Raw genomic sequence first — 26,005 nt, forward strand, 5'->3', positions numbered from 1 at the left:
TCATTTAACAAATTTATTTAGGAAGCGAAAAATATGGAACCTTCTAATTCTAATTTAAACAACGATAATAACTTAAACCCAAGTAATATACCCGGAGTTGACTTGAATGATCCCTTACAACAGGGATTTGAACAGAAACAAGATAACCGGGGTTTACCAAGAGAACAAATACCTATTATTAATGATTTATTAATACCTCAAACCTTAGAAGTTACTCCTTTAGGATTAATTGATGGGTTTGTATTTACTGAACCTCTGAGTAGCAATCCTACTGATATAAATTCACTCACTGGAGTTGGTGAGCATGGAGTTTTATTGGGTTATGGGGTTGGAAATCCTGAAATTTTTAACGGTTTGGGTGGATTTTCCACAAATGAGTCCGGTTCTCAAGGAGTTTCTTCAGAGATTGTGTTTGTGGATGGTGCGGTTGAAGATTATGAGACTTTATTGGCCGGAGTGGGTTCTGGTGTAGAGGTTGTAATTCTCAATCCTGCTGAAGATGGCATTTTCCAAATTAGTCAAGTGCTGACTCAACGTCAAGGAATTGATGCGGTTCATATTGTCGCTCATGCTGCAGAAGGATTAGTGCGTCTGGGTTCGACTGTATTGAGTCAGGAGACTTTGGATCAGTATCAGTCTGATTTGATGGGCTGGGGAAGTGCTTTAAGTGGTAATGCGGATATTTTGTTTTATGGATGTAATGTAGCTGCTGGTGTTGTAGGGGAGGCTTTTGTTGAGCAGTTAGCACTGTTGACAGGGGCAGATATTGCTGCTTCTAATGATTTGACGGGAAATGCCGCACTAGGAGGAGATTGGGTTTTTGAGGTAAATGCTGGGAATATTGAAGCTAATTTGGTGTTTGATGAATTAACTTTAAACAGCTATCAAAATATATTTCTTGATTTCGTTGCAAACGATAATAGTCAAGAGTGGGGTAGTCAAAGAGGTTCTGGAATCACTAATCTAGATTTTTCAAAAGTAACTGCCGACTTAAAGCTTTCTTATCTTTCTGATACCTTTAGGTTTATTGTTACCAGATTTAATGATGAAAAATCTATTATATTTGGGAGCGCGGCGCAGAACTTTATAGGCAATAATAAAACTAAGTCAGAAGTAAATTTTTCTACTGTTTCTAAGAACTTGACATTCAAAGTATTAGATTTTTCTGCCGACAACAGTAGAGTTCAAATCAATGAACCAGGGAAAGAGTTCTTAACAGTTAATAAGATTCCGAAATTAGTCGGAGGATTAACAGCTACAAACACTCTTGATTTATCCCTGGTTGACTCAAATATAACTTTGACTATCAAAAATAATAATTTAATTGAAGTCAAATTTGAAAACAATAATAATGTATTGTTTTTTGAAAATATTAATAACATCAAAGGTGGATTACGCAACAACACTTATATATTTGAAAATGGAGCAAAACTTAAAGGTCTTTTAACAGGTGGAGCAGATAATCAAGTAGCTAACTCTGTTAATCAAATCATTTATCAAGGTCGAGCAGATATAGATGTAAAATTTACAGGTGAAAAAATTGGAACTGTTCCATTATTGATTGCCAATGGGTTTACTAAAATTAATCAAGTTACTGGAGGGAGTGGAAAAGATAAGATTGATGGTGGTGTTTTGGTAAGTAGTTATAATTTTAACGGTGGTGCTGATGATGACGTGCTGTTGGGTAGTCATGGGAATGATACTTTAATAGGTGGTCCTGATTCTTTATCAGTTAGGTCTTTTTTGGAAACTGATGATGATATCCTGTTTGGTTTTGAGGGTAATGATAGCCTAACTGGTGGTGCTGATGATGATATCCTAATAGGTGGTGCTGATAAAGATAGCCTAACTGGTGGTCTTGGTAACGACACTTATAAATTTGAGAATAATTGGGGCATAGATACAGTTATAGAGAATGCAGGTGAAGGAACTGATACTCTGGATTTCTCAGAAATTACTAATCAACAAAACCTTGAATTTACTATAAATAATGATGGTTTCTATGTCAAAGGCTTTACCATAAATGCCCAAAATCCAATTAACTATACTGGGGATCAAGTTCAGGGGAGGGATGATAAAGACACGATTATTCCTATTCCCAATATTGAGAAAGTGATTGGTGGAAAAGGTAATAATGTTTATAAGATTGCCAGCGCTTGGGCAAGTGATATTGTTTTAAATGATCTTGTAGGGAATCAGGGTAGTTTAGCTAATAATTCAGTATTAGACCTAAGTGCAGTTGATAAAGATTTAACAATTACAATCAGTAAAGCAAACAATCAAGATAAAGTTGTAGTTTTTTACAAGGAAAGTAATAAGACTTATCAAATAACAGTTTTAGGCGTTGAAAATATAATTGGTGGTAAAAGAACAAACACCTATAAATTTGAAGCAGATGCAAGCTTACCAGGAATTATTAAAAATCCAACAAATAGCACTAATATTTTTGATTACAGTGAATTTAAAAATTCTGTTAACCTTAACTTAGGAGAACTAGTTAATTTCAGTCTTGACCCTACTCAAAATCCATCTGCTGTATTTTTAAATCAAATTGAGTCAGGTAAAGTGTGGCAGTTATTCACAACTGCATCAGGAGGAAATTTTACCTTATCCTATGATGGTTATACTACTGGAACTATTGCCCCTGGTGCAAGTGATAATACAGTAAAAAATGCTCTTAATAATGCTGCCAAAAACGGTGTTAACTTAGAAACTGTTGCTAATGTAGAAGTTAAAGGAACTGGTAAAGTAGGAGATCCTTGGAAAATCCAAATTACACCAAAAACTTCTAATAATATTATTTCTAACTTAACAATAAACGGAGCAAACTTAACTTCAGGAAATTTATTAGCCGCATCAGCAACAGGAGTTAATAATAATGACACGAATGGAATTCCTCAAAATGACCCACTAAATAACGGTAAGATTACCAAGATTACAGGAAGTAACGAAAAAGATCAATTATTTGCACTAAATGTTGAGCAAGCTGTTAATTTCTCTGGCGGTGAAAATGATGATCGCCTTGAAGGTGGTAATCGTAATGATACTTTAGACGGTAGTGAGGGGAACGATTTACTTCAAGGCCATAAAGGAAATGATCAGATTGATGGTGGAAATAATAATGATTATCTTGATGGTGGCTCAGGTAATGACACTCTAAAAGGTGGTGACGATAAAGGGAAAGATGTTCTTTTTGGAGGAGAAGGCAATGATAATTTAGACGGTGGTGGTGGTGATGATTTATTAGATGGTGGAACTGGTGATGATGTTTTACAAGGCGGCGCTGGCGATGATCTGTTAATTGGTGGACAAGGAAATGATCAAATAAAGGGAGACGCTGGTACTGATACCTATGTCTTCCAAAATAATTGGGGTTATGATATTGTCACAGCTATTGAATCAACTGGAAATAATAAAACAAAAGAAAGAGATATTCTTGATTTCTCTAATGTAACTGAAAAACTCACCCACATCTTTAGTGAAAATAACCTAATTTCTGGAACAGGTAATTTTAACTTAGAAATACCTCAAGATAGTCTTAAAGGAACTAATTATTCTACAGGTGAAGTTCATTTAAGAACTTTAGGTTTTGTTCATGGACAATATGCCCAAGGAAAAACAGATATTTTAAAAACAGATATTAATGCGGCTATTGTTTCTATCACCGCAGAAAATGATTTAAACGGTGATTATACTCCTGGTATTAATTTCAAAAAACTATTTCAAGATTTAAGCCTAAGATTATTAGTTGATAGAGGCTCTGGAGCAGAAGAATATTTACTAACTGTTGCATCAGCAAGTACAACAGATAATAATACACAAACGAATTTAAAAGACGATATATCGAATGCGTTAAAAACAGCCAAAAATAAAAATGGTGCGACCATAGATATTAGTAGTTTTCTTATTGTTGCTCTAACAAATGGGTTAATTCCCGGTAGTGGTAAACTCGTTTTTACTGTTCAACGAGATAATAATGATATCTCTCAATTAACCAAAAATGCAAACGGTCAGGAAGTTTTTAAAGCTGCTACTATTCAAGTTTTATCAGCAGATGTAACCAATTCTGTGACAGTGGGCGTGGGAGACAAAGATGGGCAAGACTCCCTCAGACATATTGAAAAAATAGTTGCGGCCAATGCTGATAATACCTTTATTTTTGGTAATAAGTGGGGAACTAATGACAAATATACATTAGATAATAATTTCCTCACAGCTATCAGAAACGGCAAACAAGAGATAGTCATTGATACAAAAATAATGACTGCTAGGGGTCATGGACTTGTTCTAGATTTTCGAGCAGTTAGCAACAAATTAGAATTTGTATTTTCAAAAGAAGATGATGGTAGCGTTAGCTTAACTGTTTCTAAAGTAGCGCAGCTTCAACCTCAGTTATTCACATTTTTAAGTCAATTCATTCCTGTAGAAGAATTACAAGCAAGTCCTGCGGGTTTAACATTATTTGATCTAGGGTTTAATGAAATAAAAATCACCAATGTTAATCTTAAGACTGTTATTTATGGTGGTAGAAACGAAAATACTTTTGTCCTTGAAGAGGATGTTATTTACGAAGGAGAGTTGTATGGAGGTCAAGGTTTCAGACCATTCTTGGCTGATGGAATCACTGGCGCTTTAGATGCCTTAGATGCTTTGTCAAGTGCTGATTTTACCGCTATATTACCACAGCAAGTTATTAATACCCTTGATATTTCAGGACGCTCTCCAACTAGAACAAGCACTGTCATTAAAGATTTTGTCAAAGAATTATTATCGCCAAATTATGTCAACCTTGGTTTTAATGGTTTAGGTATTACACCAGATCCAAATATTTCTGCTCAAGTATTTGATTGGGGTAGCAGAAGTCTATCTTTAGATGGGTTACCTAATGACAATGTTAAATACATCCAAAATATTACCTATGGCAAAGGTCTGAATTTTCTTAGAGGAACTGGAATAAGATCGGAACCAGGAGAAAACTGGTTAGATAAAACATGGGGTAGTAATACTTTTTCTGTTGGTACTCAAGTAACTTCTGCTATTCTAAGTCCACTCTACAATAGCGGTTATAGAAAAGGTGAGTGGGCAGATGCTTTCAAAGACATAGCGGCAGATATTCTCTGGGGAGATATAGGATTGCATCTTTTATATGGTGCCACTGGAAGTGATACATATGAATTTTCTGACAAATGGGGTGGTGCATTAATTTTAGAGACGCCCGATATAGTTGGAAGTAATAGCAATTCCAGTTTAGTACCTGAGTTTTTCGACACCCTTGATTTATCGAATGTTACGAGTGATCTCTATATTCATGTATATGATGGAATAGGACTTACTGCTAATACTATTCGTGAAGTTGCTAATTTATTGGGTGCTGAAATCCCAGATGCTGATTGGGATGTTGGTATAGGCTGGGATAATTTTGTTTTAGTTACACCTTCTGATTTTGATTTTTCCGGTGATTTAGTCTCTGATGTTCAGAAAGTGTTTTCTGATGGTATCTTGGGAAATCCAATTTTGGGTTCCGGTGGTTATATCGCCGCTATGGACATTGAAAATATTAGTGGGGGTAGAGGTCTTAATACCGTTTATTTACATGGTGAGGCACAATTACAGGGAACTCTTGGTGCGGGTTCAGGAGGGCAGGTAACGATTGACTATAGTGACTATTATAAGCCAGGCATAGAAGCTGATTTAAAAGCAGGATATGAAGTAACACCACCAGAATTGATTTTTGGAGAAAATGCCTTTGGTAGCTTCTTTGGTAATTTAAAAGGTATAGAAATTCTGGATACATATCCCTTAGGACGTGCTGAAGGAATCTTAGGAAATCGTTTCTTTAACCTCACCTCTCTTTTAGATTTATTACCTGATAATTTGATCAATTTTAATGGGAAGGATATTGTCGATTTCTTCTCTGAAGATACTGCTGTAATCTTAATCAGTAAAATTATTGGCACATCAGGAGATGATACGCTTTATGGTAGTGATTCCACAGGTGAAGTTTTCGTTGGTAATGGGGGTAGTGACACTATTGATGGAAGAGGTGGAGCAGGAGATGAACCTGATACTTTTAGTTTCGATGGTACATCAGTCCCAACTATTATTGATCTATCCCAAGATATTGCTTTGCAAGGTAATCAACAAATTATCAATGACCTTTGGAGCAGGGCTAAACAAAGAATAGATTCACTGCAAACACCATTATTGCCTCTCCAAGAAAACAATGATGATTGGGCAGAAATTGCTAATAATAATCAGGATTTAGATAAAACAACACTTGTTAGCATCGAAAATATTGCAGGTAGCTCTGGTAATGATTTAATTATTGGGGATAAAAATGAAGCTAATACCTATTACTTCTATGATAATTGGGGTCAGGATATTATTATTGATTCCATAGTCGAAGGTGAACGAAATATTCTTGATTTCAGCGGTGTTACGGGAGGTATCAGTGCTAATGATATTCATCAAGAAAGTTGGGGCTTAAGGATTACTAAGGGTTCAAATACAGTTTTTGCTTTTGGTGATTTTCAATTTGACCAAAAGACAGAAGATATTGTAACTTCTCAGGGCTGGTCATCAGGTTTCATACTCCCATTCACCCGTAGTGTAGATGCAAGTAATCTTACTGCGGAAACCAACACAACTTCCTTGGCTGATGTCACACCCCTCACTAACTCTCAATTAAATTCCATCGTCCAAGAAGCACAAAATCGTTGGTTAACTTCTTCTTTAGCGAATTCTAGTTCCATTGATATTACCAATGTCACCTACGAAATCACTGACTTACCCGGTGCTACCCTTGCTCAAACCGTTAGCAGTAACAAAATCTTCATAGATATTGATGCCGCAGGACGTGGTTGGTTTATAGATTCTACTCCCACAGATAATAATGAATTTATCTGGAATGATGGTCTGTGGCAAGCAACAGATCCCTCCGCAGTTCAAGGAATTGACCTACTCAGCACCGTCATGCACGAAATTGGTCATGTTTTGGGACTTTCCCATAACAGTGATACTAATCAGTTAATGCAAGACCAATTAGGAGTGGGAATACGTTTTGAGATCCCTGAATGGCAACCAGGCACTCCCATTCCTACTACTTCCACCTTGGGAACACTGGAAACTGAAAAAAGCGATCAAGAAAAACTATCAGATGGTTTAACTAAATTTGCAAATTGGTCTAGTAACTTTAGTGCTAAAGTTGAAGCAATTACCGCAGACATACCTGAAATTCCCTTCCTATCTTTAGATAAATCCCTGTCAGATTTATGGGCATTAACAGGGGAATCAATTACCAATAAAATAAACGAACAAGTAACCTATCTAGTTGATAACGTCTTTGATAGTAAGCCCATAGGAGAAGAAGTTACTAATGCGGATATTGCAGCATTAGATGAGATTAGCCAACCCCTGACCAGTAACCCAAGGGAGTTTCAAACTACCATTAATCTCACTAGCTTCAGTAAAGAAGTTAATTTGGAATTTTCCAGCAATATTTTAGGTAATTTAGGTTTAAATCTCCCCTTAGAAATCAATCAATCAGAGCCTTTCATTTTCTCTGGTGGCTTGGATTTACAATTTAACTTTGGTTTAGATCAAAATGATGATTTCTTTGTTTATGCTCCCACCCTGATTGGACATCTTAGCGTAGATCACGGAGATCCTTTTGATATATCTTTAAATCTTGGTCCTTTAGGCGTGGGAATAGATGATGGTACTCTCAAACTAAATGCTTTTATCAGCTTAGGTACTGAGGGTAAATTAACCTTTAATGCTCTTGATGATGACCCTACTGGAAGCCTAATTGGATCACCTATTTTGGATGGAGATGCTAGTTTTGAAGTTAATTTGCCCATTGTGCTACAAGGTGCATTAGCTGGACTTCAAGATGAGCCAGGGGTAATCCGTGCTTCCGTTAGCAAAGAAGACAGTTTCAGTAGTTTCTTCAGCCAAATTGCTAATAGTGTCACTAGTCTTAATCTCAATGAAATATTTGAAATTGAAGCTGTCTCCCTTGATACTTTATTAGATGGTATTGAAAATGTTTTAGATCAGTTAGTACAACCAAATGGTATTGCCTATAAAAATATCCCCATTATTGATAAAAGTATGGTGGATATTCTTGGTTCAGGTTCAATTAGCTTTATTGAAGGATTGAAAGGGGCAATTAATACTGTTCAAGATAATCTCAGTAATATTCAAACCTTAGAAAGAGATCTGAACTTTGCTATTGTTCAACAACTGGGATTGGATTTAGAGCTAGGTGGTAGTAAAGAAGAATTACAAACAGCCTTTAATAATTTAACCAGTCTTTCCTTTGAATTAGATGGATATTCTAGTGATGCTGACATTGCTCAGGCTTTGGTGGATTCTGCGCTTGTTAAAGACTTGTTAAAAGATTTACAAGTTTTAGAAGCAAATAACAATTTAGAAAGCTTTGGTGCCACTAAAGATTCTAGTTATGATGAGCTAGTTAATACTCTATCTAATACCAGTGATCAAGAACAAATAAATTCCTTAATTAGCGATCGCAATTTAGTTGCTGAAAATTCTGGTTATATTGATGCTTTAAGGCAATTAAATCAAATCGGTTTGGATGCTAATGCCAGCATAGCAGATATTGAGCAAGTATTGGATAATAGCGATGAAATTGCTTTAGCGAAAGAATCAATTAATATTCTTAATAATTCTAGTGCTGGAACTTATGAAAAATCTTTTGCCCGTAATTTCCTCCAAGCTAGAGGTTTAGACGCAAACTCCACCGAGATAGCTATCAAAACGGCTCTTGATAAGACTGAAGATATTAATAAAGCAAAACAAGCTCTCAATACTGTTCAAAATGCTCCTACAGAAATCAAAGAAGCGTCCAACAGGTTAGCAAACTTAGGACTAAATGGAAAATCTACAGATAAAACCATTAAAATCACCTTTATAGATCAAAGCCAACTCACAAAACTACAAAATGATCAGAGTTTCCTAAAAAACAGTAACATCAGCGTTGCAGAAGCAGAACAGAATCTTGCTGAATTAGGTATTAGTGAAGACACAAGTGTTGAAGCTATATATATCTCCTTAGCAGAAAGGGATCATGAAATTATCTTCAATCAACACAAAGCAGATCGCAACACCCTAGCGGAATTTGATGCTATTAAAATCATTGGTCTAGGCTATCGTAACTCCACCCTCACCTTTGAACTCAACATTGAAGGCATTGATTTTGAAGGTCAACAAGAATTTTCCCTGAGCTTAGAGGATTTAGCAACCCTTGACGGTGTACCTGATGAAGTTAAAAATATTATTGAGAAAGCAGGTGATCTCGGTTTTGATGCAGGTGCAGCAGGTGAAGTTTATATTGATGCTTCCGGTTCACTTAACTTAGGTTTAGACTTTGATCTCAGTGATGTTCTCAATCCTAAGCTCTATGTTCACGATGATACTCGCTTTGACTTTGATCTCGAACTAAAAACTATTCAACCTCTGGACTTTAATGCTTCTTTAGATGTAGGACTAGGTGGCAAAACAATTCCCCTTGGCTTCTGGGTTAAAGATGGAACAGCAGATATTGATCTGGTTGGCAATTTACGTCTAGCAGAAAGTAGTACAGGTCGTTATCTACTCAGTGAGCTTAACTCATCTAACATGGATTTATATGTAGATGGTTATGCCAATATTGACCTTCCCCTCTACTTCCCCACCGAAAATATTCCTATGGGGGGAACTACAGATGATCAGGATCTAGACGGCATTGCTGATAATGTACTTCATCTAGATGCAAACTTTGAAAATGGGGGACTAACCAATCTAGAATTCAAAGTTCCTAACTTAGTATCCGCTTCCCAACTGTTTACCTTCCTCAATGATCCAGATAATATTATCCTTGCTCTAGAGGGGATGTTTGATACCTTTGATGCAGGGGTAAAAGCTGCTGCTAATGTTCCTATTCCACTTATTGGTGACAAATTAGGCGAAAATATCACCTTCTTCCAGGAGATTAAGAAAGATTTATTAGGTACAGAAGCTGCTCCTTCTAATTTCCGTCGTCAGCTACAATCTCCCAAATTAACCATTGAAACCATTACCGAAGGCACAGAATCTGTTTACGAAGTACAAAAAATATTTACTAATCAAGTAGCGGGTTCATTCCAACTATCCTTTAATGGTATATCTACAGATTTAATTGTTCATAATGCCAGTGCTGCTGACATTGAAGCTGCTCTTGAGGGTATTAATGGAGTAGGAGATATTAGCGTCACTGGCAATGGAACTAGTCCCTGGGAAATTACCTTCAAAACCTATGGTGATAAAGCAGCTATTAAGCAGGACAGTAAAACTACCATTGAAATTATTCAGGATGCAATCTTTGGTAGTAAATTGGGTGAATACCTGACCCTAACTGATATTAATGATGATCAGAAAATTACCGCTCTGGACATACCACTATTTCTGAATAATGACTCCATCCAATTTAATCTCCCTATAAGCGGTATCCTGGGTAGCTTTGATCTCCCCATTAACTTTGATGCCTCTGTTCCCGGCTTGGGACTAAAGATAGATGAAGGCTCAACTATTAATATTGATCTATTATTTGACTTTGAATTAGGGTTTGGGTTTAACACCACAAATGGATTCTATGTAGACACCACGGGAGCTTTAGACACAGGAGAAGAACTAGCAATTCGCTTAGAGGCAACACTGTCCGATGACTTTGGCGCATCTGCTATTCTCGGATTCCTTGAGGTAAGTGTGGATGAAATAGATGCGGGTTCGGCGTTAGACAATGACAACCGTAACAGTGGCTTCTACGGGAAGTTAGGCATAGACCTACGCGACCCCAACAATGATGATGGCAAACTTACCTTTGGTGAATTTGATACTGCTCTGAGGAATATTCGAGAAACCTTAGTAGGAACACTTATAGCAGAGGCAGATATAGATTTAGCTTTAAAAGTAAATGTACCAGATAGTGCAGCTTTACCAGAAATTAGTACCATCCTCCGCTACGACCAAGTATTTGCCAACGCCAGCACCGATACTAATTCCAACACTACCTTTGGTGGTTCTCCGATTGTAGTATTTGAAGACGTAAAACTAGATTTAGGCAAACTCCTCACTAACATTGTTGGCCCAATTGCCAACACCATTGCCCCCTTCATAGATCCAGTAGTTGGTATTCTTGACTTCATTACGACTCCCATTGACTTAGGCATTGCCAAAATTAGTCTCCTTGACTGGGGGCGTTTAATGCTTACTCCTACACAATTTAGTGCTGTAGAAAAATCAATTAAAGCCATTCAAACCTTTGGAGAATTTATCAAATTGGTAGATGATGCCCAAGGGGACAGTATAACAATAGATTTTGGCGACTTTACTTTAGGCAATACATTACTTCAAGATTCTAATTATAAAATCACGGAAGAAGATGTAGCAGGTAAACAAGCACCAGATAATAAGCAAGCAACTTCTGGTACAAAGTCTTCTGGTGTGGTGAAACAAATAGGAACAACCAAAGGCTCTATTGAGTTACCTATATTGACTAACCCCGCCTCCCTGCTAGGGGTAATGATGGGGAAAGATGCGACAATCTTCCGCTACGATATGCCAGACTTGGTATTAGACTTTAGATATAGTCAATCTTTCCCTGTTTTCCCTGGATTAAACGCTGTCATTGGTGGTAAGATTACCGCAAAAACTGACTTTAGCTTTGGTTTTGATACCAGCGGTATTAGAGCTTGGGCAGTTGAAGAGGAATTTAAACTCAGTGAGATAGATCGCATCTTAGAAGGTTTTTATGTTGAAGATACTGTAGGTGGTATAGCTGATGCTGAAGACAAAAAAGAATTAGAGTTTACGGCTGGTATATTTGCAGGTGCTTCCATAGGTATTGGTGGTCTAATAGAAGCTGGTGTCAACGGTGGTATAGAGGCTAATGTTAACTTTAATCTCAATGATATTCCAGACTCTCAAGGTCAAACCGATGGTAAATTCCGTATTGATGAAATTAAAGCCCGGATTGAACAAGACCCTCTGTGTCTGTTTGATGTTAGTGGAGAAATTAGTGCCTTCCTGGAAGCATTTTTCTGGGTAGGAATCAGATTCTTTGGTATAAATATTACGCTTTTTGAGGCCAGAGAGCGTTTTGTTGATGTAGTTCTGGCCTCCTTTAACCATAGTTGTCCACCGCCAGCAATTCCAGATATTGCTTATTTACAAAATGATCAGCTAGTGCTAAGCTACGTACCTGAAGGACAAAGTAGCCAACCTAGTAATCAAGCTCTTAATTATGAAGTTTCCTTACTAACTAGTGACATTAAAAACAGTCAAGATAGTGTGATTTGGGCTGCGGGAGAGACCATTGAAGTTCGAGCCAATGGAACGAAGGAATATTTCTCACTCAACGAGGTTAATAGCATTTATGCGGTAGGCTCTAATGCTAATGATATTTATAAGATTACTAATCTCGGCGATAAATCAATTGACATTAACATTAATGGTAGTGGTGGTGATGACAACATCATTATTGATGGGGTTAAGAGCAACAACATTACTGTAGATGGTGGCAGTGGTAATGATTGGATTATGATTGGTGATACCGCCGACGTAATCGCCAACACCATCGTAGTTCAAGGCGGATCTGGCAAAGATAACATTTCCCTTGGTGGTTTTGCTAATGCCAATGTAGGAATAGAGGGGGGCGCAGAAGCAGATAATATTTCCATTAGCAGCACCTTCGCTGATAAAACCAGAACCATTGATGGTGGTAGTGGAGATGATATTATTCAAGGTAGTGATGCTGCCGATACTATCAAAGGTGGCGCAGGGGATGACCTAATTCGAGGTGGTGCTGGTAATGACAGCATTGAAGGTGGGGATGACAACGACTTAATTGAAGGTGAGTTAGGTGCAGATACAATCAAAGGTGGTGCAGGTCGAGATTACTTGATAGGTGGTGCAGGTAGCGACAGCATTGAAGGTGGTGCAGGTAATGACACCATTGAATGGACTACCGGAGACGGCAATGATAACTTTATTGATGGAGGGTTAGATACCGACACCTTTAGTTACATATCCGAAGGGGTTGTAAATGATGCAATTAATATGACTGCCCAGGGTAGTGATGTTAAAGTAGATGTCATCTCAGCTAGTAGCACTTATCTTCTCAAGAGCATAGAGAGTATTAACCTGGTAGCTGGAGAAGGCTCAGATGTAGTCAGTATTTACGATCTCAGTGGTACTACCATTCAAGATATAGATGTGGATATGGGTAACAGGGAAGTTCTTGATACTACTCCCTTGACAACCCAAGCAAGAAAAGATATCCAGCTAGTTACTCCTATCCTTGATGCACCAACAAATACCACTAATCCAGATCCAGATGAAGTTCGTAATCAAACTATATTCTCCACTACCGATGACTTTGAACCCAATCAACAAACAAGCCAATCATTCTATCAGTATGCTTTAGGTAGTCCCACCCATTTATTTAATGATGATGGTAGTCCTAGCCTGGTGGATAAAATTGTGGATGGGGTGACAGTAAAAGTTCAGGATATTCAAGGTGGACTACCTGATGGGGATCTTAGTTCCGGTGATGTGGTAGCGATGGAAACCCGCAACTCAGTCACAAACACCTTTGAGTTGAAAACAGTTAATCAGGTATTTGATGCTTCTGCATCCCTGGGAGAGAACGAAGGTGTTATCGAAGACTTCTACCGAGTGGATGTCACCAAGTTTGAGGATCTAAATGAATCTAATCTTAACTATCTCTATGAAGATAATGGAGACCCCACTTTAACCACTGTTACTATTGGTGGTGTTGATTATTCTGTACAGGATGTAGAAGGAGGAATTACTAATGTAGTTACCTTCACTGGAATCAGTGAACTCAAAGCAGTTCAAACTCGTCAAATACAACAATCTCAACGAGTAGAATCCCAACAATATGAGGTAGTAGATGATCCTGACAACTTAGGAGAAAAGATTACCAAACCAATAGAAGGAAAAACAGATGTATTTATCACTCCTGTTTACGATTTAGATATTTCTGCGGATCATCTTTATGTTTACGGTAGTGCAGGAACGGATGAATTTAATCTAGAAACTAAGTCTGACGAGACCCTAAAGACAGATATCATTGAAATTGACCAACAGGACGGTATTAATATAACCCTCATTAATTCTCGTCAGGGTCAAGATCAATTAACTATTAATACTGGAGATAATGCAGATATTGTAGATGCACATTTAGTTGAAATTGATCTCCTCAAACAGCTAAACATTGTTACTGGCGCAGGTGATGATCGCGTCATCGGTTCTCGCTACATTGATAATATTGACTCTGGTGCTGGTGATGATACCGTTACTGGAGGTGCTGGTGTAGATTTATTTACCGATATAAGCGGTAATGACACCCTGATTGAAACTCGTAATGAGTCAGGTTTCCGAGATATTTCGCTATTCGACAATTACTTAGTAGTTGGGGATCTAGCAGATAATTCTAACAATCCTTATGGAGAATATAAAGTTGGTGCTGAAGTAGAATCTTTACAGGCTATCTTTGAAAATGCAGAGATTAGCGGAGGAGTTAACCAAAATACTCTTATTGTTGGGGATGATGATGGCAGCATTAAAGTAGGAAGTAATATTCTTGGAGTCAATAATTGGAGTGGTAAAGCCTTCCTCGATAATGTTAGTAGCATTGGTAATGATACCGACCCAGAAGCCTATGTAATCTATATGGACGGTAGTGGTAGCACTGGATCTGATATCACTATCAGAGATAGCGGGGGTGATGAAGGGTTAGATCACCTGATTGTTAATGGTTCAGTCAATGCTGATAATTTTGTCTTGGATGTAGTTAATCCTAAAACCTCCAATGAAGATGCAAGGATTCAAGCCATTGGTAATAGCACTGACACCATTTATTATGACTCCTCGATGGAGGCTTTATACCTTAATACCCTCGCCGGAAAAGATACGCTACGCCTAGATGACAACAGAGTTCGCACCTTCATTGATCTCGGTTCTGGAGCAGATAGTGTTCAGGTAGGTACAGTTGAAGAAAAACTTAGTAAGATTGATGCTTCTATTCCAGTAGTGAATTTAGACACTCTCACCCCTGGAGTATCTACAGTGACCACTATTTATGGTGGTAGCGGTGGAGATTACTTCGAGGTAAACCATAACCAAGCTGTTCTTTGGCTATATGGTGAAACAGGAGATGATTACTTTGTACTTAACACCTTCCTCATTGAAAAAACTGATGATCTTGATGAGCAAGAAACTCTAGGTATTGATGGTGGTGAAGGGGTTAATTCCTATGCACTAGAAGTGGATGAGGAGCAAGATATCAGTGATGCTTTTGAATATCTCCAAAATGCTAATGTCATTATTGATGGTGGTCCTGGTACAGATACCCTAGTAATTAACGGTACAGCCATAGGAGATATCTTTGTTGTTACTAAAAACTTCCTCGCTGGCGCTGGTCGTTACGTCACCTTTGAAGGTATTGAACGACTGGAGTTGAATGGGGCGGGGGGAAATGATCAGATATATGTGATGAGTACGGCTGCGGGGCTAGAAACTATTATTCGGGGTGGTTCTGGGGATGATGAAATTCACATGGGTGGTGAACATCCGGCTATCTTCCTTGATCCTCCAGAATATCTGTTTGAGCCTGATCCAGTATTAACTCAAGATTTAACTAAAATATACCGACTTTATAGCCAACCCACCACTAACCGGGGTCCATTAAACTTCAATACCTGGGTTGATCTTTATGAACCCAGGATAGAGGGTAATACTGCCTGGTATAGCTATTCCAACCCATATACTAATTACACCATCAAACGGGATGTGCTATCTCCTTATGAAAATCTCACTTTGAATTACTTTGAGGGTAATGAGGTAAGACATATTCAGTCCATAAATGATGTACCTGGTTACTATGATCCTAAGGATGATGAAATAGATTACACCTACTTTGTAGGTGGTGATTCTGCCCAGAATAGTGTAATCAACAATATTAATGTTACTAGCCTAAATCATACTTTCCTAGAATGGGATAGCAGGGCATGGAACGACCATAAGAAAGCTAAAATAGGTACTAGTGTTGAATACACTCTACCTAAATTCAACTACATCGCCTATGCAGATTATCGCTATAAAAAATACATTGCGAATACTCCTACTCCCCAATGGGTAGATCCTAATCCCTATTGGGTCAAGCTTGAGCGTGGCGATGATCTCAACCAATTTGCAGGCAAACTAACCATAGATGGTGGTAACTCAGTAGATAGGAACAATCAAACCAACCAAGATAAATTGGTGGTACACAATGAAAACGGCACCGTTAAAGAAGGTCATTTGGGAACTCTCTATGATATCCAACGTAAGGATATTCAGGGACGAGCTTTATTTAAAGCAGGATCTACCGAAGCTAATGATGAACTTTCTGGTTACGACATTATCCTGGAAGGAGATATTCAGAATGGTGATGTCTGGACAATTAAGGTTGATGGAGTTACCTTTACCTACAATAGTGCCGGTACTGAAGACATTGCAGCGATCGCAGCTAATTTCCGCAATCAAATTTTAGCTAATGCTCTATTCACTGCAACTATTCGGGTAGATAGTGGTGATACCATTCTTAATGTTCAACGTACTAATCAGGCAGATATCCAAACTATTGAAGTTATTACTACCAATAGTCATGTTGATCGTGAAGCTGTCACCAATACTGTTTATGGAGATAATGGACTGACCAGCGATGATATTATCATTGATTCTCGCACCACCCTTCGAGGCTTTGGTCAAGCACAAAATGTGAGTCAGGATATCTATGGCGTAGAAATCCAGAACATTGAAAACATGGATCTGCGGCTATCAAGTGGAGTAGATACCCTGACTGTAGAAGGAACAATAGATGGCACGACAGATGTTGTCCTTGGCGGTGGAGATGATATCGTAAATATCATAGCTACTGATGGTGATGTCAACATTCTGGGTGGTGCTGGTAGTGATGTAGTTACTGTAGGAGATAATAGCCATACCCTTGCTGACATTAACGGTAGCATTGATTTCCAAGCAGATAGCCACCGATATGAAACCTCTACAGGTAACGGTAAATTACTAGATGTAGCTAAAATTGAAAATAATGGACAGGTAAAAACCAAAGCTATCGACTTTAAACAGTCAGAATTGAGCAGTTACTTTGAAACCGTTCGCACCCAAGCCCAAAAAGAACGAGGAATTACTCCATCATCTATCTCAATTACCAATAGTGAATACTTCTACAGCAATGCAGCAGTCTTTGACGGACTAGGTAACGAGCGACGGGATGAAAATAATAATATAGTTACCGTCAATGGGGAAATTCAGTACAAAGATGGTCAAACTACTGCCCAGCATGGAACACAATTAGACAAGAATGGTAATAAGATTAACTCACTCACTCAAGAACCTGGTATCCAAACCATTCAAGTTAAAATTGGCGTATATGATACAAGGTCAGTTGAGGATTTAGATGTAACAGTAATTGATGTTGATACTGTTTCTGTTGGTGCAGGTGCAAATGATCGCCTAATTATCAACAATAGTAATAATAGCAGTGGAGATATTGGCACTCTTACTGATGTTGACTTGGTGGGTTTAGGTTTAGCTGCCGAAGACAAAGTTAGCTTTAATAATTTGGATGATATTAATATCACTTTAGGTAGTGGGACGGGTAATTTTACCATTGCAAATACTATTGATGGCACAGTAACTCTTAACACAGGTAATAATCCCAGCGATGGCAAAGATAATGTTATTGTTAAAGCAATAGCAGGTAATACCACCATTAACACTGGTAGTGGTAGCGATATCATTGATGTCTATAACGATGAGCTTCTCTTAGAAGATATCAACGCAACCCTCACCATTAACGGTAATGGAGTGAATGATATCCTCAATGTGGTGGACTTCCTCGATTTAGATAATGAGTTAGGTACTTTAACTAACCAAACGTTAACTGGTTTAGGAATGGGTGGCAGTATTGTTTACAACACCGTGGAAGCCTTCAATATTAGTTTAGGTCAGGGTAATGATACCTTCAATATTGACAGCACATCATCCAATTCCACCACTAATATCTTTACTAACTTTGGGGATGATACTGTTAACGTCAAAACCATTTCTGGAAAAACCAATATTAACCTTAATGATGGATCTGACACTATTAATGTTGGAGACAATAATCAAACAATTCAAGGTATTCAGGCAAATCTAGGTTTATTCGCTGATTTGGATACAGAGTTTAGCGATGTACTGAATATTTATAATTCTGGAGATACCATTGGCCGAGTTGGTTATTTATCTGAGACTTCCTTAAGCAACCTGGGAATGCTGGGTAGTATTGGCTATACCAAATTTGAAACCATTAACATCAAATTAGGTAGTGGTAGTGATACCTTCACCGTGAATGGTACTGCTGATGCAACCACCAATATTTATGGTAATGGTGGTAATGAAGATATCAAAGTAGAAACAGTCCAAGGATTACTGAATCTATTAGCTGGATCTGGTAGCGATGAATTTACCCTCTTTGACGGCAATGGAGATAATGCTGGGGAGAATGCCATTGTCACCTGGGATGGTGGTTTAGATGATGACATTGTGACTCTCAACTTGGGATTAAATACCGGAATATTTGTAGAAATTGAAGATTCTGGTAATACAAATTCTGGCGGTAATAACCAACTAATTATTAACACTACAGAAAACAGCGATCGCATCATCCTTGATGGTGGAAATAAAACCACCGATATCACTGCTGGTGTTGTCTATATTGGTAGTATTTCTAGTACAAGGGAACAAGTTAATTATCGTCAACAGGACTTCCTTCAAGTCAATAGTTTAGGTGGAAAAGATGAAATTTTAGTTGATGACACAGCAGTTATTACCGAAATCAATATGGGAATAGGTAACGATAATATTATTATCGGCACTGTTCCTACTATTCTCGACACCGATAACCTCACTCCTGAATATCCAAATGGAGTTCCTATTGCAGACACAGAAAACATGACCAGAGGTAACTCTGCACCATTAACTATCAACGGTGGAGATGGGAATGATAACTTTGAAGTCAATCATAACTCTGCTAAACTTTTCCTCAATGGCGACAATGATGATGATACCTTCTTCATCAATACTTTCCTGGTACTCAGGGATGAAAACGACAATGGAACAGCAGACCCTCTCAACCAAGCAATAATTACAGGTGGTCGGGGTTCAGACCGCTATTCCTACCTACAAAATGCTCCTGTTGAAATTAGTGGTGGTGATGGTTTTGATACCATTGTCATAAACGGAACTCCCATTGGAGATGTCCTAGTTATTACTGATACTTTTGTTGCAGGTGCGGGTCGCATTGTCACCTTTGATGCTGATGTTGAACGAATAGAAATTAACGGTGGAGGTGGAGATGACCAAATCTATATCCTGTCCACCAAAGAAAATATTGAAACCATTGTTCGCGGTGGGTCTGGTAATGATACCGTTCATCTAGGAGGAGATCATCCTATATTAATCTTTGATCCTCCCTCAACTACTGTTCAATCTCCTGGTACTACTATTGAAGAGTTAATTACTGAAACAATAGATTACACTGTTGATCCTGATCCATTTACCCAAATTGTTTCTTTAGCTGCTTTAAATAATGAAAGTGCCTTGGAAGCACAGTATGGCGGTTCTATTATCAACACTAATATCGTCAAACAAGATATAGTCCTTAATTTAGGCTTCTTTAAGATTCGTTTAGCTTCTATTCGTCTCTACGCAGAAGTAACTTTTGATCCTCCAGCCCAAACTCTAACTAAAACTGTAACCAAAACAATACGGAAAACCATTGCTCCTGCACCTATTGTTTATGATGAACCAGCCTTTGCTTTCAAATTAGATGCAGTGTTCACACTCCATGATATTAAAGGCAATTTAATTATTGACGGTGGAGAATCTGTAGATAGTCTTGGCAAATCCTTCTATGATAATGTGGTTGTTCATAACGAGTTAGGAGCAGCAACACCTGGATTTTTAACTTCTGAAATTGACCCCAATGATAATAACAATATTCTTGGCAAACTCAAAGGATTAAATTTAGGAATTAATGGAGTTACCTATGAAAACTTTGAAGATATTGAAATTCGTTTAGGTACACTCAGTGATACCTTCACTATCGAAGATACTCATCAAGGAATAACATCCTTAGTTTTAGGTGAAGGTAACGATCAAGTTGATGTGAAAAAACTTTCTGGTGAAACTCGTATCTTAGGAGGAGCCGGAGATGACACGGTTAATGTTTCTAACGATAACTATAGCCTCGCTGACATTAACGATAAATTAACCTTTAATGGTGATGAACATCGCCGAGAGCAATCTATCCCTGTTCCTATTGATAATGCGATAGTTACTACTTCAGATTTAGTATTTGTGGAAGCAGGAATCGCTAAAGTCAAGGTGGCACAAGTTGATCCAATAACAGGTGAAGTTGTTAAAGAAGAAATTACTCTCACTGTTGATCCATTAACAGGAGAACCCTTAGATCCTCCAGCCATTGTAGAACAAGTAGTAACCAGAGTTGTTCCTCTTAATTTCGCTCAGAAAGAGTTAATTACCGAATATATTGCTGGTAATGATGTCTTAAATATTCAGCACTTTGGTGATAACAGAAATCAAGTTGGAACTTTAGCACCAGCATTAGAATTGGTCAATCAGTTGGACACTGAAGGAAAGATTGTTTATCACACACCTGGAACTCCAGTTATTGATCCCATAACTGGCGAACCTGTTTTCCATAAAGCAGGAGAAATTATCTTAGGAGAAAACGGATTACCATTAACTGAAGCAAATGGAAATACTTTAACTTATCAAGGTAATGAACCTGTTTTACATGGAGGAAAAGACCCTGTACAAAAATTGCGTCCAGTGGAAGCTTTGTCAGGCTTAAACTTAGAAAGCACGGTTAATTTCGTCAATTTAGACCAAGTTAATATAGACCTGGGTGCAGGAGATGATATCTTCAACATTCAATCCACTACCCCGGAAACCCATATTAATCTTAGTTCTGGTAGTGATCGCATTTATGTTTCCTCTACAGCCAATGTGACGGATCTATCCCCAGCCATTGACATACAATCTTTATCGGGGGATTTAGAAGATATAAACGGTAATCTCTATATAGATGCTGGCACTGGTGATAATCAGTTACTTATTAGTGATGAAGTTGATTTAACTGGAGATACCATTGTTCAACAATACAATGGTAATTATGTGCAACTAACTGGCATGGCAGTGGGCAACATCAACTATGTAGCGACTAATGGCAATTTTAGCAATGGCTTAGATATCATTACAAGTTCTGGGGCTGATAACATTACCATTAATGCTTTACATGGAGAGGATCATACAAAGCTGTATGCTCGTTCCGGTGATGATGACATAAGAATCAAATCCTTCGGTGTCAATCCTTTAGCATCTCTAACAATTTACGGAGAATTAGATAATGATGTTATAGATGCCTCTCAATCACCTATTGCAGTGACAATACATGGTCAAGAAGGCAAAGATTCTATCTATGGTAGTGATTTGAACGATACTCTCTTTGGTAATGAGGAAGATGATCTGATCATCGGTAATCTAGGGGGAGACTCGATAGATGCAGGAACAGGAAATGATATAGTTGTAGGCGATCGCGGTTCTGCCACCTTTAACGAAGCGGGAATTTTACTAGAAGTTATTACTGCCACCAATGGCGGAGGAGGCAACGATGACATTCAGGCTGGAGATGGTAATGATGTCATTCTAGGGGGTGCAGGAATTGATTATATTGACATAGATCGCACCACAGGGGAAACCATAGGCAATGATAATGGTGATGATGTCATGCTTGGCGATGATGGTTTTGCCATATTTGCAGTCATTAATGGCGATCGCGTCCTACGTCAAGTCCAATCCATAGATTCTCAGGATGGAGAACGTGATTACATTGCAGCAGGTACAGGGAAAGACATCATCCTTGGAGGTGTCGGTGGTGACATTCTCAAAACAGGGGATGATGAGGAATCAGATATTATCATTGGAGATCATGGCACAGCTAACTTTAATCTTGATGGTGAATTAATTGCGATCGAAACCAGTTCACCGGAAAGTGGTGGCGATGATATTATTACAGCAGGAGATAGACCCAACGTACTTGTAGGTGGAAGTGGAGCAGATACCATCACCGCCGGTAGTGAAGCTGATATTATCCTTGGAGATAACGGAAAAGCTAAATTTACCGATGGCATATTAACATCCATCGAAAGCACAGATCCTGAGTATGGCGACAATGACAAAATCACCGCCGGAGATGGCGATGATATAATCATCGCTGGCAGTGGAGCAGATCAAGTCTTATCTACTGGGGATAATGGAAACGACATCATCTTAGGAGATAACGGTGCTATTACCTTCCAAGAAAGCGGTACGCCTATCAGTGTTATCACCAGTGATTTTAGCGAAGGTGGCATGGATAGAATTGAAGGTGGAGAAGGTGGAGATATCATCTTTGGTGGAGCAAATCAAGACACCATTACCGCTGGTGGCGATGCCAAACCCGACATTATCTTTGGTGATGAAGGTACAGCAAGTTTCGATATCAATGGCAATCTCCAAACCGTAGTATCTATTGCCCCTGAAAGTGGTGGCGATGATATTATCACAGCAGGAGATGGATTCAACGTACTTATCGGCGGAAGTGGAGCAGATACCATCACCTCTGGTAGTGAAGCCGATATTATCCTTGGAGATAACGGAAAAGCTCAATTTACCGATGGCATATTAACATCCATCGAAAGCACAGATCCTGAATATGGTGGCGATGACCAAATAACTACAGGAGATGGAGATGATGTAGTCATAGGTGGTACAGGTAATGACACAATAAACAGCAATGGAAATAATGACATAGTGATTGGTGATAATGGTTTAGTTCATTATGTTGTCAATGATGATGATACATCTTCAATTATATTAATTAAATCAATTGAACCAACAATAGGTGGAAACGATGTGATCACAGCAGGTTCAGGTAATGATATTGTGATTGCGGGAACAGGTGATGATACAGTTTTTGGAGGTAAAGATAATGACCTCATATTTGGTGATAATGGCAGGATTGAAGGTGAGATTGATGCTACTTTACTGCCACTAAATCAGGCAATTAATCCATTCATATTCACCTCCATTGATACTGAAAACACTAATGGTGGCGGTGCAGATAATATTTCAGGTAATGAGGGGGATGATATTATTCTCGCTGGTCAAGGGGATGATACCCTGCGTGGTGATGCTGGAGACGATATTATAGATGGAGAAAGCGGCACAGACACTGTTACCTACGATAATTCTCCTGATAATGTGGTAGTTAATCTTGATAGGAATCAAGATTTTGCAAATCTAGGAGGTTTCCTTCATAAAAGCGTCTTCCTCCATCACCAATTTGTCGAGAGTGATCTTGAACCCACATTTGCTATTAATGCAGGGGAAGGACAAGATGGTTTTGGTGGTGTTGATATCTTAATTGATTTAGAAAATGCCATCGGTTCAGATTATGCTGATGTCTTAATCGGCGATGATGGTGATAACAAACTCTTTGGGCTGAAAGGCAACGATGTCTTCATCAGTAGCGTTGGCAATGACAGTTTAGAAGGGAACGAAGGACGAGATGCCCTCAGCTACCGCCGTGACCCCAATGCGGTTATCGTTGACCTCAGCGCCCCAACCGCCACCGATGGCTTTGGCGATACCGACAGCCTCACCAGTATTGAAGACTTAATTGGTACTGCCTTTGACGATACCTTGAGTGGTGATGCAGTTGCTAACCGGATTTATGGTGGCAGTGGTCAGGACATTATCTCTGGTGGCGATGGCAACGATGAACTCTATGGTGAAGATGATAACGATCAACTCTACGGTGACAGTGGCGATGACTTCCTCGTAGGTGGTCTGGGTGTAGGTAATATCATTACCGACCAAATAGATGGTGGAGAAGGTATTGATACGGTTTCTTACTATACTTCAACGACTAGGGTAGCTGCTGACTTGGGTAATGGTAATGGCACAGAGGGGGATGCTTTAGGCGATCGCTTCACCTCTGTGGAAAACCTAGAAGGTTCGGAATATAATGACATCCTTAGAGGAGATAATGGAGCGAATATTCTCTCAGGACTAGGAGGAGATGACAAACTATACGGTTTAGATGCTGACGACAGTATATATGGTGGAGACGGCAACGATTTCATGCACTCCACAGGTGGTAACACCATGATGGATGGAGGAAATGGCATTGATATCATTACGATTACTGGCAATGGTAATGACACCATTTACGGTGGCGAAGGCAATGATAATATCAACACAGGTGCAGGTGATGACGTAATTTACGGTGGTGAAGGGATTAACGTCATTAATGCCGGCGAAGGTAATAACACAATTTACGGTGGCAGCAATAAAGACACCATTACCAGTGGATCTGGGAATGACACCATTTACGGTGGAGAAGGCGATAATGTCATTAGAGCAGGTGAAGGTAACAATACAGTTACAACTGGTAGTGGTAATGACAACATCACCAGTGGTGCAGGTGATGACATCATTGATGGCGGAGATGGTAATAATTTCATCAATGCTGGCACAGGAAATAATACAGTTACGACTGGTAGTGGTGATGACAACATTACAAGCAGCACAGGTGATGACATCATCAATGCTGGAGATGGCGACAATATTATTAATGCCGGTGATGGACTCAATCAAATTACTGGTGGTACAGGAAAAGATACTATTCACACTGGCACTGGTGATGACATCATTGATGGCGGAGATGGTAATAATTTCATCAATGCTGGCACAGGAAATAATACAGTTACAACTGGTAGTGGCAAAGATACCATCACCACAGGCTCAGGTGATGACATCATCAATGCTGGAGATGGTGACAACTTTATTAATGCCGGTGATGGGCTCAATAAAATTACCACTGGTGCAGGTAATGATAACATTACCTCTGGTACTGGTAATGATGTGATTGTAGCTGGAGATGGCAAAAACTACATTTATGCCGGCAATGGAGATAATGATATTACCACTGGTACTGGTGATGACAGAATCACCTCTGGCACTGGTAATGATGTGATTGTGGCTGGAGATGGCTACAACTTTATTAATGCCGGTGATGGAGATAATGATATTACTGGTGGCGATGGTATTGATTATATTATTGCCGGGGCCGGTAATGATATTATCAGAGCAGGTGAAGGTAATAATATCATCAGAGCAGGTGAAGGTAACAACACAATTACTGCTGGTAGTGGACGTGATAACATCATTGCCGGGGCTGGTAATGATACTATTGATGGCGGGGATGGTGATAACACTATTAATGCTGGCAACGGTAATAATGAAGTTACCACTGGCTCTGGTAATGACAGGATCACCACTGGTTCAGGCGATGATTTTATTTACTACGGCGACGGCATTGATCTAGTTAATGCTGGAACTGGTATTAATGACACCAAAAAGTTTAAGGAAAAAACGCTTGGTTTAGGTTAAGCCTGTTTGCTTGTTACCTGTATGTTTGAGGATTACTAATGTCTAATAACGGGGTGAAATGAGCAACGGTACAGAAAGTTACGCTAAGGCTGAAACGATTACTGGATAAGCTTTTCAAAATTACTTCTCCAATTCTGATTTCTGCTCTGACTGTCTGTGGCGTTTGACAATATCATTGACTTGAGGGGGCAACAAGCAAAGTGAAAGCAAGATAGGCAAAGGGTTTCAGGTGCTAGACCCTCTGAAAAAAGATGGTGCTTATTGACAATGCTATGAGGTTATTAAGCAGGTATCTAGAGGGTGCAGTTTGATCCCACATTCCGCACCCCAAAATGTTACAGAGGGAAATTACGGAGATGAAAATCAAAGGGAGCAT

The 26,005-nt window shown here is 38.8% G+C and carries 1 protein-coding gene; it reads left to right on the forward strand.

The features are described 5' to 3' along the window. The first annotated feature begins 33 nt into the window (after positions 1–33). Positions 34–25,629 carry a DUF4347 domain-containing protein gene (locus tag BMF77_RS27105; protein WP_168204493.1) on the forward strand — a complete coding sequence of 8,532 codons (25,596 nt, stop codon included), beginning with the start codon at positions 34–36 and terminating at the stop codon, positions 25,627–25,629. Positions 25,630–26,005: the final 376 nt, after the last annotated feature.

Source organism: Dolichospermum sp. UHCC 0315A (assembly GCF_008121535.1).
GTDB lineage: Bacteria > Cyanobacteriota > Cyanobacteriia > Cyanobacteriales > Nostocaceae > Dolichospermum > Dolichospermum lemmermannii.

Bases quoted from the DNA above. Each gene is read 5' to 3' on its own strand.
- BMF77_RS27105 (WP_168204493.1), top strand. From the start codon at position 34: ATGGAACCTTCTAATTCTAATTTAAACAACGATAATAACTTAAACCCA.